General features: G+C 71.5%; 14 protein-coding genes. 6 read left to right on the forward strand and 8 right to left on the reverse strand.

Features of this window, described 5'->3' with window-relative positions; translation table 11 throughout:
* Positions 1-364: 364 nt before the first annotated feature.
* From A6Q79_RS12575 to A6Q79_RS12600, 6 genes are all read right to left on the reverse strand, one after another.
* On the reverse strand, positions 365-1,870 hold the full coding sequence (locus A6Q79_RS12575; RefSeq protein WP_317698508.1) for a GGDEF domain-containing protein: 1,506 nt from the start codon (positions 1,868-1,870) through the stop codon (positions 365-367).
* Between the two features lie 90 nt (positions 1,871-1,960).
* Positions 1,961-2,653 carry a DUF4272 domain-containing protein gene (locus A6Q79_RS12580; protein WP_067860492.1) on the reverse strand — a complete coding sequence of 231 codons (693 nt, stop codon included), beginning with the start codon at positions 2,651-2,653 and terminating at the stop codon, positions 1,961-1,963.
* Positions 2,650-3,276 carry a suppressor of fused domain protein gene (locus tag A6Q79_RS12585; RefSeq protein ID WP_286690192.1) on the reverse strand — a complete coding sequence of 209 codons (627 nt, stop codon included), beginning with the start codon at positions 3,274-3,276 and terminating at the stop codon, positions 2,650-2,652. Before A6Q79_RS12585 ends, A6Q79_RS12580 begins: the two co-directional genes overlap by 4 nt.
* Positions 3,277-3,446: 170 nt before the next feature.
* The gene (locus tag A6Q79_RS12590) at positions 3,447-3,788 is read right to left on the reverse strand and encodes a hypothetical protein (protein WP_286690191.1); all 342 of its coding nucleotides are present in this window, start codon (positions 3,786-3,788) and stop codon (positions 3,447-3,449) included.
* Positions 3,789-3,905: 117 nt separating this feature from the next.
* On the reverse strand, positions 3,906-4,601 hold the full coding sequence (locus tag A6Q79_RS12595) for a DUF3800 domain-containing protein (RefSeq protein ID WP_286690190.1): 696 nt from the start codon (positions 4,599-4,601) through the stop codon (positions 3,906-3,908).
* 186 nt (positions 4,602-4,787) lie between these two features.
* Positions 4,788-5,732, reverse strand: coding sequence for a 1,4-dihydroxy-2-naphthoyl-CoA synthase (locus tag A6Q79_RS12600; RefSeq protein ID WP_286690189.1), 945 nt, complete (start codon positions 5,730-5,732; stop codon positions 4,788-4,790).
* A gap of 94 nt (positions 5,733-5,826) precedes the next feature.
* Between A6Q79_RS12600 and A6Q79_RS12605 the strand changes: the two genes are divergently transcribed.
* Positions 5,827-6,747: an SDR family oxidoreductase gene (locus tag A6Q79_RS12605; RefSeq protein WP_286690188.1), complete on the forward strand. Its 921-nt coding sequence runs from the start codon at positions 5,827-5,829 to the stop codon at positions 6,745-6,747.
* A 235-nt stretch (positions 6,748-6,982) separates the two neighbouring features.
* Here the strand turns inward: A6Q79_RS12605 and A6Q79_RS12610 are convergent, their stop codons facing one another.
* A complete protein-coding gene (locus A6Q79_RS12610) occupies positions 6,983-7,624 on the reverse strand; it encodes a hypothetical protein (RefSeq protein WP_067860502.1) in 642 nt (213 codons plus the stop codon).
* A gap of 56 nt (positions 7,625-7,680) precedes the next feature.
* On the opposite strand from A6Q79_RS12610, the gene A6Q79_RS12615 reads away from it, so the two are divergent.
* Complete coding sequence (locus A6Q79_RS12615) at positions 7,681-8,085, forward strand: DUF3817 domain-containing protein (RefSeq protein ID WP_202967679.1); 405 nt, start codon at positions 7,681-7,683, stop codon at positions 8,083-8,085.
* Here the strand turns inward: A6Q79_RS12615 and A6Q79_RS12620 are convergent.
* The gene (locus tag A6Q79_RS12620; protein ID WP_317698513.1) at positions 8,076-8,474 is read right to left on the reverse strand and encodes a GGDEF domain-containing protein; all 399 of its coding nucleotides are present in this window, start codon (positions 8,472-8,474) and stop codon (positions 8,076-8,078) included. The two genes, A6Q79_RS12615 and A6Q79_RS12620, sit on opposite strands and share 10 nt — an antisense overlap.
* A 526-nt stretch (positions 8,475-9,000) precedes the next feature.
* Between A6Q79_RS12620 and A6Q79_RS12625 the strand changes: the two genes are divergently transcribed.
* From A6Q79_RS12625 to A6Q79_RS12640, 4 genes are all read left to right on the forward strand, one after another.
* Positions 9,001-9,489, forward strand: a complete 489-nt coding sequence (locus A6Q79_RS12625) for a hypothetical protein (RefSeq protein WP_067860508.1) — start codon at positions 9,001-9,003, stop codon at positions 9,487-9,489.
* Between the two features lie 99 nt (positions 9,490-9,588).
* A complete protein-coding gene (locus A6Q79_RS12630; RefSeq protein WP_067860510.1) occupies positions 9,589-10,431 on the forward strand; it encodes a Ku protein in 843 nt (280 codons plus the stop codon).
* A 42-nt stretch (positions 10,432-10,473) separates the two neighbouring features.
* A complete protein-coding gene (locus A6Q79_RS12635; RefSeq protein WP_317698516.1) occupies positions 10,474-12,924 on the forward strand; it encodes a DNA polymerase ligase N-terminal domain-containing protein in 2,451 nt (816 codons plus the stop codon).
* A gap of 78 nt (positions 12,925-13,002) precedes the next feature.
* Positions 13,003-13,176 (forward strand): hypothetical protein (locus tag A6Q79_RS12640; protein ID WP_317698536.1); only part of this gene is annotated, 174 nt, incomplete at its 3' end.

The raw sequence follows: 13,176 nt of genomic DNA on the forward strand, positions 1-13,176 counted from the left end.
GATGTGTATAAGAGACAGGCATTGCCGTTATGCCAGGCTCCCCGACCTGACGGGGAATCGAATGTTGGCACCGTATTAGCCGCCATCCTGAGCTTTGCCGGTTGCGTAATTGCCGGAATCGAATGTTAGGCAATCTCAGATGAGAGACGAATCATCCGAGTGGCACTCTCTGGTCTCCGAGGAGGCCATCGATCCAGACAGACGCATCATCGACCCACACCACCACCTGTGGCGAAGTTACGACCGCTTCAGTGCCGACTACATGCTGAAAGAACTCTGGGCCGATACCAGCACCGGTCACCGGGTTACCGAGACGGTATTCGTAGAATGTCATGCCTCATACCGGGCTGACGGACCACGGCATCTAAGACCGGTTGGGGAGACCGAATTCGTCGCCGCCAAGGCGAGCCACCAGCAAGCTGTCGCTGCGCAACGATCGCAGGCGTTGGCCGACCGCGACGAGCAATTTATCGCCTGCGGTGTGGCCGTAAATGTCGTTGACCTGCTTGAAGCGGTCGACGTCGATGAACATCACCGCGAGGGCCGGCCGCTCGGACCCGACCACCTGCGCGGCGCGCTCCAGCGAGTCCGCCCAGAGGGCCCGGTTGGCCAGGCCCGTGAGGTCGTCGTGGAGGGCCGCGTGGGCGAGCGCCTGCTCGGCCTCCTTCTGCGCGGTCACGTCGATCATCTGCAGCGTGATGGCCGCCGACGACGCACCCGACCCCCCGAGCGAGAGGCTCGGGTCGAGGTCGGGGTCGACGAGCGCCAGCGCCACGTCGACCCATCCGCCGCCCCACGCGTCGTCGAGCCGCAGCTGGGTGCGCCAGCCGAGCGCGCGGCCCAGCGTCAGCTCGCAGACGCCCTGGCGGAAGGCCTCGACGTCGTCGTCGACGAACCAGGTGCGCGGATCGACCCCGAGGAGCGCGTGCCGGGGTCGGCCGGTGAGCGTCACGAGCGCCGCGTTCACGGCGTCGACGTGCACGAAGCCGTCGGGGTCGACCACCACGTGCGCCGACGCCAGCAGCGCCGCCTCCATGTGGTCCTGCAGCTGGTCGCGGTCGCGCCGGCTCTGCACGAGCGCGGCGTCGCGGGCGTCCTCGAGCGTCGCCAGCACCACGCCCACGACGGCCAGCACGAGGACGAAGGCCTGCGCCGCGACGACCCTCGCCTGGGGGTCGTCGAGCGACGCGAACTGTCCGTTGCCGGCTACCGTCGCGGCGACGACGAGCACGCCCTGCAGCGCCACCAGCACCGACGTCGCCTGCGCGCCGCAGCGCAGTGCCACGACGACGACGATCGGCACGATGGCGAAGTCGACCGGCCACGGCAGCCAGAGCAGCGCGCCCGTGACCACGAGTCCTGCAGCCACCGTCAGCGGGCACCCCGCTCCCCGCTCGCGCCGGGTGCGCCAGAGCTGGGGCAGCGCCAACAGCGCGTTCAGCACGACGAAGGAGCTGACCACGTTGCGGAAGCCGATGATGAACAGGCCCTCGAGGAACGGCTCGTCGAGGAGCCAGGCCGGACGCCAGCGATGCAGCAGGACCGCACCCACGGCACCGTGCGACAGGTTGACCAGGCCGAAGAGCCAGGCTCCCAGCGGCTCGGTGCCGGTGAGCTGGTTGAGCACACCGCTGACCACCACCACGACGACGCACGCGACGATCCGCTCGAGCGAGCTGCGGGCCGCGAGCAGCCAGAGGATGACCACGCCGGCAGCCGGCCAGGCGAGCGCCAGCTGCGCCGGGGGCACGCGGGTCGCACGGCCGGCGAGGAACGCCAGGGCGAAGAGCACGGCGAAGCCCAGCGCCAGCGCCGCGGATCGCGTCCGCGTGCGCGGGGCGCTGCTCTCGAGGCCGAGCAGCCGCTCCATCTCAGGCAGTCCCCTCCCGACGTTCCACCTGCGGAGAAGCGTAGACCTCGGTGAGGCCACCCGGGTAGGGATCGGTCCTGGACGCCTTGCTCAGGTGGACAGGTCCACGTCGTCCCAGCTGTCGTGGACGCCGTCGCCGGCGGTCCACTCCAGGGCCCGACGTCGCTCCCAGAGGACGGACGGATCGACACGCCCGGGGTGGGGTCGGCCCGCGAGCCGTGCGTCGGTGATCCCCCACGTCAGGGCGAGGTGCAGGTCGAGCACGGGGAGCACGTCCTCGACGTCCCTGCGCCGAGGCCCGGTGCGGGAGCGCCACGCCGCCACCGGCTCGCTGGTGCGCAGGTCGGGCATGAGCGACGCGAGCTGGTCGCCGCACGGCGCGCTCGCGTCGAGCTCGGGCACGAGCCCGAGCACCCAGGCCAGCGCCCACAGGGCCTCGACCTGCGCCTCGTCCGAGTAGTCCGGCTCGACCTCGCCCGACAGGAGAGCGCGCTCGCGCGGGCTGAGCGACGCGAGCAGTCCCTGCTCCGCCAACCAGGCGCGCGCGAGCTCCGGCGGCATGCGCAGGGCCAGGTTCACGCGCACCGTCAGCACCAGCGCACGCTGCATCACCTGCTCCTCGTCCACGAGCACGAGGGGATCGGCAGCGTCGGCCACCGGGGGCAGGTGCGACGGGGGCTGCGGGAAGCCGAGACCGGGCAGCGCCGCGAGGCTGCGGCGGCGTGCCTCTGCGGCAGCGTCACCGTGCCCACGGCTGGCGTCGCGACCCCGAGACCACCTCACCGTGGAGGACCGAGGACGCTCGGGCGGTCGGGGTCCAGCAGCTCCGTCACGCCGTGCGCGTCGAGTCCGTCGAGGAGGCCGTCGACCCCCTCGGTCAGCTTCATCTCGAGCTCGTCGGGCAGGAGCGGCAGCATCGCGAGCAGGGCGACCTCACGACCGTCGTCGGTGCGGAAGGTCCGCGCCCCCTGCGGCAGCCGGAGCGGCGGGGCGAGCATGAGGCCGCAGAAGCGGGTGTCGTCGGCGTACGGCTCGGCCGGGTCGCCGTTCGGCAGCGAGTGCCAGGCACCCAGCCAGGTCTCGTACTCGTGGGGGAAGCGGGCGAGCACCTTCAGCGCGCGCACGGGCCAGTAGGAGCGCTCGTCGACCCAGGAGGCCTCGTCGACCGGCCAGTCCGGCGGGAGCATGACCATGACCTCGATCCGGTCGGGCACCTGCCCGCGGAGGTCCTGCGGCACGCTCATCCTGCGGTCGGACATGCCCGACGTCGCCAGCGTGTGGAACGGCCGACCCTCGCCGGCCGGCACGAGGTGCACGTCGACGTGCACGAGGTCGGACACGATCTCGTGGAAGACCGTCTCGACGGGCCCGACCCACTGCTCCAGGTGTCGGTCGACGGCGTCCACCGTCTCCGAGCACCCGAGACCTGCTGGCTCGAACGGCCGCTCCCGCTCCTGGTGACGGATGGTCGTCGGATGCTCCCGACGCCGCGCGCGCCTGCGTCCGAACACGAGCCCTCCGTCCCTCGGTTCCCGGTGGGCACGACCCTAGCGTCGCGTCGGTGCCGGATCCAGGGTCAGCGGAACACCTGCACCACGTCGATCGTGCCGACGATGTGCTCGTTCAGGTCGGCGAGGTCCGCGGCAGGTATCCAGTACTCGAGGATGGAGTCCCCGCCGACCTGGTGGACGTCGTAGGCGTCGAGGAACGACGTCTCGACCTCGAAGCGCGTCACGTAGCCCACGCCGCTCGCCTTCACGTTCCAGTCGCGCGCGATCCGCACGGCGTAGTCCTCGTTCAGGACGGGGTAGAAGATCGGCTGGTCGGGCAGCCGCGGCCGCCACGCGCGCCACCCCGATGCCTCGACCAGGGCGAGCTCCTGCGGCCCGGTCGGCCTCCAGAGCGTCGTCGTGTCCATCCCGTCATCCTGCCGCAGGACACGGCGGGCGACCCAGCCACTTTCGGCCGCTTGGAGATACTCGGCGAAGCGCGGCGGGCGGACCGGTCTCCGCCGGGTCGATGGACGGGAGGGGCTTCACCCACCGAACCGCTGACGATCCAAGCTCTTGAAGTAGCCCTTTCGCAGCGCGCGCTCGGCGCTGTCCTTCGACGTCGAGAAGAAGCCGCGCTCGGACGCCGACAAGCCTGAGGTCTCGATCTTTCGCCGGAGCAGCGAGAGCGTGCAGCACAGGTCGGCTGCCTGGAACAGGCTGTAGTCGGCCGGGATCACCTTGCGCACCTCGACACTCAGGTGAGCGTTGAAGACGCTGTTGACAAGATTCGTGATCTCCTTCTGACCATTGTCGTAGTAGATGACGATGCGCTCCCACGAGCTGAAGAACTCGTAGCTCGACCGGATCAGCTCACCGAGCTCACGTGACATCGCGCTGACGAGCCGATCTGTGTCACCCGGCTCGCGTTTGCTGAACACCCACGAGTGGTGCGTGACCTCGGACGTCCTGACGAAGTCGACGAGCACGCGGAAGATCGAACGGCGGGACGGCATGTCGAGCAGTCGATAGTCCTGCTCCCGGCGCACGAGGGGACCGGTGTGGATCGCATGGTCTGCCGGCAAGCCACGCGCCACCAGGGCGTCGCGGATCTTCTCCAGGTGCTGCGCGATGTCGTCGCTCTGATCGTGGAAGACGAGGCTCAGCACGTAGAAAGGCGAGTGCTTCTCGAATGGGCCGAAGTCGCCGGACTCGTCGACGAAGATGCTCAGCTCGCGCACGACGACACCCCTGGAAACGTCTTGAGGCGGGAAGAACCCGCCTCAAGAGGGTGGCGGGGGATATCCCCGCCTAAAGGTTGGACCAGGGCCTCTCGGCCAGCCCAGGTCGTCAACTCTAGCACCGGGCACCGCCAGCACCCGTCCACCTTAGTCGGTGGCGTCGCACGGGCGCGCCAGGCTGGGCCCTCAGTAGTACCAAGGGAACTGCGACCAGTCGGGATCGCGCTTCTCCAGGAACTGGTCGCGACCCTCCTGCGCCTCGTCGGTCATGTAGGCCAGGCGGGTGGTCTCGCCCATGAGGACCTGCTGGCCGACGAGTCCGTCGTCGATGAGGTTGAAGGAGTACTTGAGCATGCGCTGCGCGGTGGGGCTCTTCGCATTGATCTTGCGCCCCCACTCCAGGGCGGTCGCCTCGAGCTCGTCGTGAGGGACGGCCCGGTTGACCGTGCCCATGCGAACGCCGTCCTCGGCGGAGTACTCGTCGGCGAGGAAGAAGATCTCGCGGGCGAACTTCTGTCCGACCTGGCGGGCCAGGTACGCCGATCCGAAGCCGCCGTCGAAGCTCCCGACGTCGGCATCGGTCTGCTTGAAGCGGGCGTGCTCGGCCGACGCGAGGGTCAGGTCGGCGACGACGTGCAGGCTGTGCCCGCCGCCTGCCGCCCAGCCCGGGACGACGCAGATGACGATCTTCGGCATGAAGCGGATGAGGCGCTGGACCTCGAGGATGTGCAGCCGCGCGAGGCGGGCCTTGTCGATGGGCGACGGCTCCTCCGCGCCGGTGTCGGAGCCGGACGCCTCGCCGTCCTCGTACTGGTAGCCGAACCGGCCGCGGATGCGCTGGTCGCCGCCCGTGCAGAACGATCGCTTGCCGTTCTTCTCGCTCGGGCCGTTGCCGGTGAGCAGCACGCAGCCGACGTCGGCCGACGTGCGCGCGTGGTCGAGCACCTGCAGCAGCTCGTCGACCGTGTGCGGGCGGAACGCGTTGAGCACGTCGGGGCGGTCGAACGCGACGCGCACGGTGCCATGCGCGCGGGCGCGGTGGTAGGTGACGTCGGTGAGGTGCTCGAAGCCGGGCACCTCGTCCCACGCGGAGGGGTCGAACGTCTCGGACACACCGGGCAGGGCACTCATGGCCGCGAGGCTACTGGTGGGCGACTGCGGGGCGCGCGTCGGGAATCGGTCACACCCGCGTGACGCGCCCAGATACCGTCGGTATCTTGACGCCATGGCACTGTTCGCCCGCAAGGGCTTCACCGGCAAGGTCCTGCTCGTCACCGGCGCCGCCCGCGGCATCGGCGCGGGCGTGGCGCGGGCGTACGTGGCGCAGGGCGGCAAGGTCGCGCTGCTGGGCCTGGAGCCCGACCTGCTCGAGGCGCTCGCCACCGAGCTCGGCCCGGCCGCGGCCTGGTGGGAGGCCGACGCGCGCGACGGTCGCGCGATGACCGAGGCGATCGACGCCGCCGCAGCACACTTCGGCCGCATCGACCACGTCCTGGCGAACGCCGGCATCGCGTCGTACGGCACCGTCCGCCAGATCGACGAGGCGTCGTTCGAGCGGGTCGTCGACATCAACGTCAACGGCGTCTACCGCACGCTGCACGCGTCGATCCCGCACCTGGAGCGCACCCGCGGGTACGCGCTCGTCGTCGCGTCGCTGGCTGCCTTCACCAACCTCGCCGGGCTCGCGTCGTACAACGCCAGCAAGGCCGGCGCCGAGTCGCTCGCCCTCGCGACCCGTCAGGAGGTCGCCCACCTCGGGATCAAGGTCGGGGTCGCGCACCCGTCGTGGATCGACACCGACATCGTGCGTGGCGCCGAGGCCGACCTGCCGACGTTCAAGACGATCCGCGGCAAGCTGCCCTACCCGGCCAACAGCACCACGACCCTGGCCGACTGCGTCGACGCGATCGTCGCGGGATTGCGCCGTCGCAAGACCCGTGTGTACGTGCCGCGGGGCGTGCTGCTCGCCAACTGGACGAAGCCGCTGCTCAACTCCCCCGTCGCGTGGCTCTTCATGCGTCCGCAGCTCAAGCGGCACGTGCCCGACCTCGAGCGCGAGGTCGCCGCCCTGGGTCGCTTCCAGCACGCGCACGTCCCCCTCACCGACCCCAAGAAGCCGCTCGAGGAGACCCCCTCCACCCCCTGACCCACCCGCCGCTGCCCTGGGGGTGGGGCCCCACCCCAGGTGCGACTCCCCCACCCAGTCCTGGGGTGGGACGCACTGTTTACGTGGGGCCCCACCCAAAGGTCAACTCCCCCACGCAAACGACGGCCCCCAGCGCCTGTTTACGTGGGGCCCCACCCAAAAGTGAACTCCCCCACGCAACCGACGGCCCCCAGCGCGCGTTGACGTGGGGCACCACGTAAAGGCGCAGCGGGGGTCAGGCCTGGACCGACCCCGCGAGCGACGTCATGTGGCCCAGGCGGGCGAGCTCGGAGGCGAGGAACTCCGGGCCCCCGTGCCGTCCGACGACGACGACGAAGCCGCGACCCTGACGGTCCTTCGCGTGCGTGCCGGCGAGCAGCGTCGACGACCACGCCTCGACGCCCTCCAGGCGCGACGACGACCTGATCGACAGCCACTCCGCCGCCTCGGGCACGAGCTTCGGGGCCGACGGCGACGCGAACAGCACCGACGCCTCGCCGTCGACGCGGCGCAGCGCCATGGCCCAGTCGGTGCGGAACGTGGCCGGCACGACCTCGACGAGCCGTTCGACGGCGTGCTGCGGCTCCGACGTGAACTGCTCGACGGCCTCGAGGTCCATGCTCAGGTTGGCGCCCGCGTTGTACCGCGAGATCCAGTGCACCCGCACGCCGTCGAGCTCGTGGCACGCCGTCACGAGGGCGTCGGCCATGACGCTCGGCGGCAGCTCGAGCAGCACGTCGTCGACCGCCTTGCCGTCGGCGCGGTGCTCCACGATCTCGATCGCCTCGATGTCGGCACCCGCACCACCGAGCGCCGTGGCCAGCGCACCGAGCGAGCCCGGGACGTCGGGCAGCTCGACGCGCAGCAGGAAGGCCATGTCCCCATCTCACCACGAGGCTGTTTCCTTTGTGTGACGCCACTACGCTGTGGGTCGTGACCGATCCTGCGGCCCCCGAGACCGTCCCCCAGCCTCACGACCGGGCCCGGTCGGTGCGGCGCTGGTTCCGCATCTTCGCCTTCGCCGAGGCGGTGTCGTGGGGCGCGCTGCTCGTCGCGATGTTCTTCAAGTGGGTCGTGCAGGACGACCCGCACGCCGGACTCGAGGGCGGTGTGCCGATCGTGGGCCCGATCCACGGCGTCCTGTTCCTCGCCTACTGCTCGCTCGCGGTCGTGGCGTGGTCGACGTTCCGCTGGAACCTCAAGACCCTCGCCCTGGCGCTGGCGGCGTCCATCCCGCCGTTCTTCACGATCTGGTTCGAGACCTGGGCGGAGCGCCGCGGGCTGCTCACGTCGGTCGCCGACGACCCCGACCCCGCGCCGGGCGTCACTCAGGTCTGACCCGACTCCGGTCGACGCCCCTGCTTCTGCGCGTACATCCGGTCGTCGGCCCGCGCGAGCAGCGACGCGACGTCGTCGTCGGCACGCGCCTGCGCCACCCCGCACGACCACGATGCCGGAGCACCCACCTGCAGCCGCCGCGCGACGACGTCGGCGACGCCGTGGTCGGCTCCAGGCATGACGACGAGGAACTCGTCGCCCCCGAGGCGGCCGAGCACGTCACCCTCGCGCAGCCCGGCGCGCAGGTGCTCGACGACCGACGTCAGCAGCCGGTCGCCCGCCGCGTGGCCCCCGAGGGTGTTCACAGCGCGCAGGTCGTCGACGTCGAGGGCGAGGACGGTCAGCGGCGTCCCCAGCCGGCGGCGCCGGACCAGCTGCGCGTCGACCACGGCCTGCACCTGCGGGGCGTCGATGCGCCGTGCCGTTGGCGAGGACGGCGACCTGACGCTCGGTGCCCCACGTCAGCACGGCGAGCGCCACGAAGCAGAGCGACACCATCGCCGCGACCTCGCGCGGCTCGAGCAACGCACCGCGCCTCACGGTCCAGGCGAGACCGCCGAGCGCCACGACCACGAGGACGTAGAGCACCCAGCGCGGGTTGTTGTCCGGCTGCCACGTGGCGAGCGTGAGCGCCAGCATGCAGAGGGCGGTCAGGCTGAGCAGCACCGTCGCCGCCGTCATGGCGGGCCAACCCACGGCCCTTCGCAGCTCGGCGACCTTGCGCAGCACCTGGACCTCCCCTGGACGCCACTCCGACGACGCCCGCCATGATCGCAAGAACGGGGTCGCTCGCGCCGCCGAACATCGAAAACTGGGCGGATGTCCGGTCATGTCGACGGCCAGGGTGCGTCGTCCAGGACCCGGCGATAGTGTCGTGAGCAGAAGCATCCACGCCGACCGAGGAGCCGTGCCAGCATGTCGCTGAGGAAGAACAAGACCGTCCGGGACAAGGTCCAGGAGCGCCTCGAGGGCCGCCTCGACGACCTCGTCGCCCAGGCCGACAGCGTCCGCCAGCAGCTCGCCGACCGGGCGCCCGAGGTGCGCGACACCGTCGTCGCGAAGGCGCAGTCCGGTGTCGCCGACCTGCGCGAGCGTCTTCCCGAGATCGGGCACGACCTCCTCGACCGCGCGCCCGAGCTGAGCGAGAAGACCTACGACCGCCTCCCCAAGGGCGTCGCCGACCGCCTGCCCGAGGAGGTCAAGCCCAAGAAGAAGCGACGTCTGCGCCGCGTGGTGGGCATCGGCCTGCTGATCGGTGCGGGTGCCGCCGCCTTCGCGACGCTCAAGGGCAAGCAGACCCCGCCCCCGCCGCCGTACCAGCCGGCGACGCCCCCGCCGGCCCCGCCGAAGCCGGCCGCCCCGGCCGACTCGCTCGACTCCGTCGACGCGCCGGGCACGAACTAGCCGACCGCGTCACCGCACGCACGGGCCGGGACCTTCGGGTCCCGGCCCGTCGTGCGTCACGGAGTGGCCGCCGACCTTCCAGTGCGGAACACTGATCCCATGCGTTCGCTCTGGAAGGGGTCGATCAGCTTCGGCCTGGTCAACGTGCCGGTGCGTGTCTACAGCGCCACCGAGAGCCACGACGTGTCGTTGCACCAGGTGCACGCGGAGGACGGCGGGCGCATCCGCTACCAGCGACGGTGCGAGGTCTGCGGCGAGGTCGTCGCCTACGAGGACATCGCGAAGGCGTACGACGACGGCGAGAACACGGTGGTGCTGACCGCCGACGACCTCGCGTCGCTGCCGGCGGAGTCGGCGAAGGAGATCGAGGTGCTGGAGTTCGTGCCGGCCCAGCAGATCGACCCGATCCGGCTCGACAAGGCGTACTTCCTGGAGCCCGACAAGACGGCGATCAAGCCCTACACGCTGCTGCGCCGCGCCCTCGAGGACACCGACCGCAGCGCGGTGGTGCGGTTCGCGCTGCGGCAGAAGTCGCGCCTGGCGGTGCTGCGCGTGCGCGACAAGACGCTGCTGCTGCAGACGATGCTGTGGGACGACGAGGTGCGCACCGCCGACTTCGACGTGCTGGAGACCGTGCCGCGGATCAGCGCGAAGGAGCGCGACATGGCCTCGCAGCTGGTCGACTCGCTCGCGGCCGACTTCGACGCGTCGCAGTTCACCGACGACTACCAGGAGCAGCTGCGGACGCTGGTGGAGGCCAAGCTCGAGCAGGGCGACACGATCGACACGGCGGCGACGTTCGGCACGAGCGACGACGACGGTGACGACGCCGAGGTGGTCGACCTGATGGAGGCGCTCAAGCGCAGCGTCGAGCGGAGCAAGGAGCGTCGCGGCCAGGGCGGCAGCACCGCGTCGAAGCCGCGCGCCCGCAAGAAGGCCTGACCCGGCGGCATGCCCAGCCGCGGCTCGTCGAGCAGCCAGACCGTGACGATCGACGGTCGGCGCCTGCGTCTGACGAACCCCGACAAGGTGCTGTACCCGGCGACGGGCACCACCAAGGCCGAGGTGATCTCCTACTACGTGGCCGTCGCGGACCGGCTCCTCCCCCACGCCTCCGGGCGGCCGGTCACCCGCAAGCGCTGGCCGGACGGCGTCGGCGCTGTCGGTGAGGCCCCCGGCGGGGGTTCCGGGCCACGGGCGGAGAAGGCCCCCGGCGGGGGTTCCGGGCCACGGTCGGAGAAGGCCCCCGGCGGGGGTTCCGGGCCGCGGGCGGAGATGAGCACAGAGCTCTTCTTCGAGAAGAACCTGCCGGACTCCGCGCCTGACTGGGTGCGCCGCGTGGTGGTGCGGCACAAGAGCCACGTGAACGTGTACCCGCTCGTGGACGGGCCGGCGGCGCTGGCGTGGCTGGGGCAGGTGGCGGCGCTGGAGCTGCACGTGCCGCAGTGGCGGGTGGAGGCCGACGGGACGCCGCGCCACCCGGACCGTCTGGTGCTCGACCTCGACCCCGGCCCGGGCGTGGGGCTGGCGGAGTGTGTGGAGGTGGCGCACGCGGCGCGCGACCTGCTGGCCGACGTCGGGCTGGAGGCGTTCCCGGTGACGAGCGGCAGCAAGGGCCTGCACCTGTACGCGCACCTGACGGGCGAGCACGATGCCGACTACGTGAACGCCTTCGCGAAGCAGGTCGCTGCGGCGCTGCAGGACGAGCTGCCCGACCTCGTGGTCTCGTCGATGAAGAAGTCGTTGCGCGAGGGTCGCGTGCTCGTCGACTGGAGCCAGAACAACCAGGCGAAGACGACGATCGCGCCGTACTCGCTGCGCGGTCGTGCAGCGGCCGACGGGGAGGGTCCGTTCGTCGCCGCGCCGCGGTCGTGGGACGAGCTGGGGCCCGACCTGCGTCACCTGACGATGGAGGAGGTGCTCGAGCGCGACGACGACCCGCTCGCCGGGCTGGACCCGCAGCCGACGTCGGGCGACGAGGCACCTGTGGCCGCACCGGACCGGCTGACGGTCTACCGCTCGATGCGCGACGCGTCGCGCACCCCCGAGCCGGTGCCCGCGGAGGCGCCGACGGAGCGGGGCGCCGACCCGATCTTCGTGGTGCAGGAGCACCACGCCACACGCCTGCACTACGACGTCCGGCTGGAGCGCGAGGGCGTGCTCGTCTCGTGGGCCGTGCCGAAGGGTCCGCCGACCGACCCGAGCCGCAACCACCTCGCCGTCCCCACCGAGGACCACCCGATGGAGTACGCGACGTTCGAGGGGACCATCCCGAAGGGCGAGTACGGCGCGGGGCAGGTCAGCATCTGGGACCACGGCACGTACACGCTGGAGAAGTGGAAGGAGGGCGAGGTCATCGCCGTGCTGCACGGGTCCGCGGACGGCGGGTTGGGCGGCAGCGTGCGGTTCGCCCTCATCCGCACTGGCGAGAACTGGTTGATGCACCGCATGGACCCGCCGGCGGCCCCCGACACTGCGGCAGCCGACACTGCGGCAGCCGACGATGGCACCGCGTCCACGACCACGCCCACGACGGACGAGCCCGACGGCGGGGGTCCGCCCGACGCCGGCCGCCTCGAGACCGTCGCGCCCATGCTCGCGAGCCGGCCCGACGGCCTCGACCCGCACCGCGACGCCGACGCCTGGGCGTTCGAGATGAAGTGGGACGGCGTCCGCGTGGTGGCGACGTGCGACGGCGGGGCCGTGCGGCTCGTGGGGCGCAGCGGCAAGGACGTGACGACGACCTACCCGGAGGTCGCCGAGGCGCTCGCCGGGCTGCACCTCGACGATGCCGTCGTGCCCGTGCGCTACGTCGTCTTCGACCTGCTGCGGCTGGGCGGGACCGACGTCACGGGCCTGCCCTACGTGCAGCGCCGCGAGCTGCTCGAGGGCCTCGACCTCGACGACGCCGACCGGGTCGACGTGCCCGCCGCCTTCGACGGCGACCTCGACGCCGCGCTCGCGTCGAGCCGGGAGCTGGGCCTCGAGGGCGTGGTCGCGAAGCGGCGCAGCAGCCGGTACCGGCCCGGCAGCCGCTCGGCGCACTGGGTGAAGCTCAAGCACGAGGACCACGTGGAGGTGGTCGTGGTCGGGTGGCGGCCTGGCCGCGGCGGGCGCACCGGCGGGGTGGGGTCGCTGCTCGTCGCGGTGCCCGACGCGGCCGGTGACCTGCGCTACGCGGGTCGCGTGGGCACCGGGTTCGACGAGCGCGCGCTCGCCGACCTCGCTCGCCGGCTCGAGCCGCTGCGCCGCGACCAGCCGACCGTCGAGGCCCCGCGCGACGTCGCCCGGGAGGCGGTGTGGACGGAAGCCGAGCTCGTGGGCGAGGTCACCGCGGCGGGCTGGACCGACTCCGGCCACCTGCGCCACCCCGTCTGGCGCGGCCTGCGCGCCGACAAGACCGTCGCCGACGTCGAGCCCGTCGTGGCCCCCTGACCAGACCCGACCTGACCTGGCCTGACCCGGCGGACCACCACAGGTGTCCGTCGCGCGACCACGTCACGTCCAGTCGGCATGCGCTCCCCCACGGTCGCTCCTAGCGTGGAACGTGACCCCGTTTCCCTGACGCCAGGACGTGTCGTGAGCTCCTCCTCTTCCCTCCCTCCGCAGGTCGTCGTGCTGTTCGGCGCGACCGGTGACCTCGCCAAGCGCAAGCTGTTCCCCGGCCTCTACCGGCTGGCGCTCGCC

Origin of the sequence: Aeromicrobium sp. REDSEA-S32_B7, assembly GCF_001626145.1 — a bacterium.
Lineage (GTDB): Bacteria > Actinomycetota > Actinomycetes > Propionibacteriales > Nocardioidaceae > Aeromicrobium > Aeromicrobium erythreum.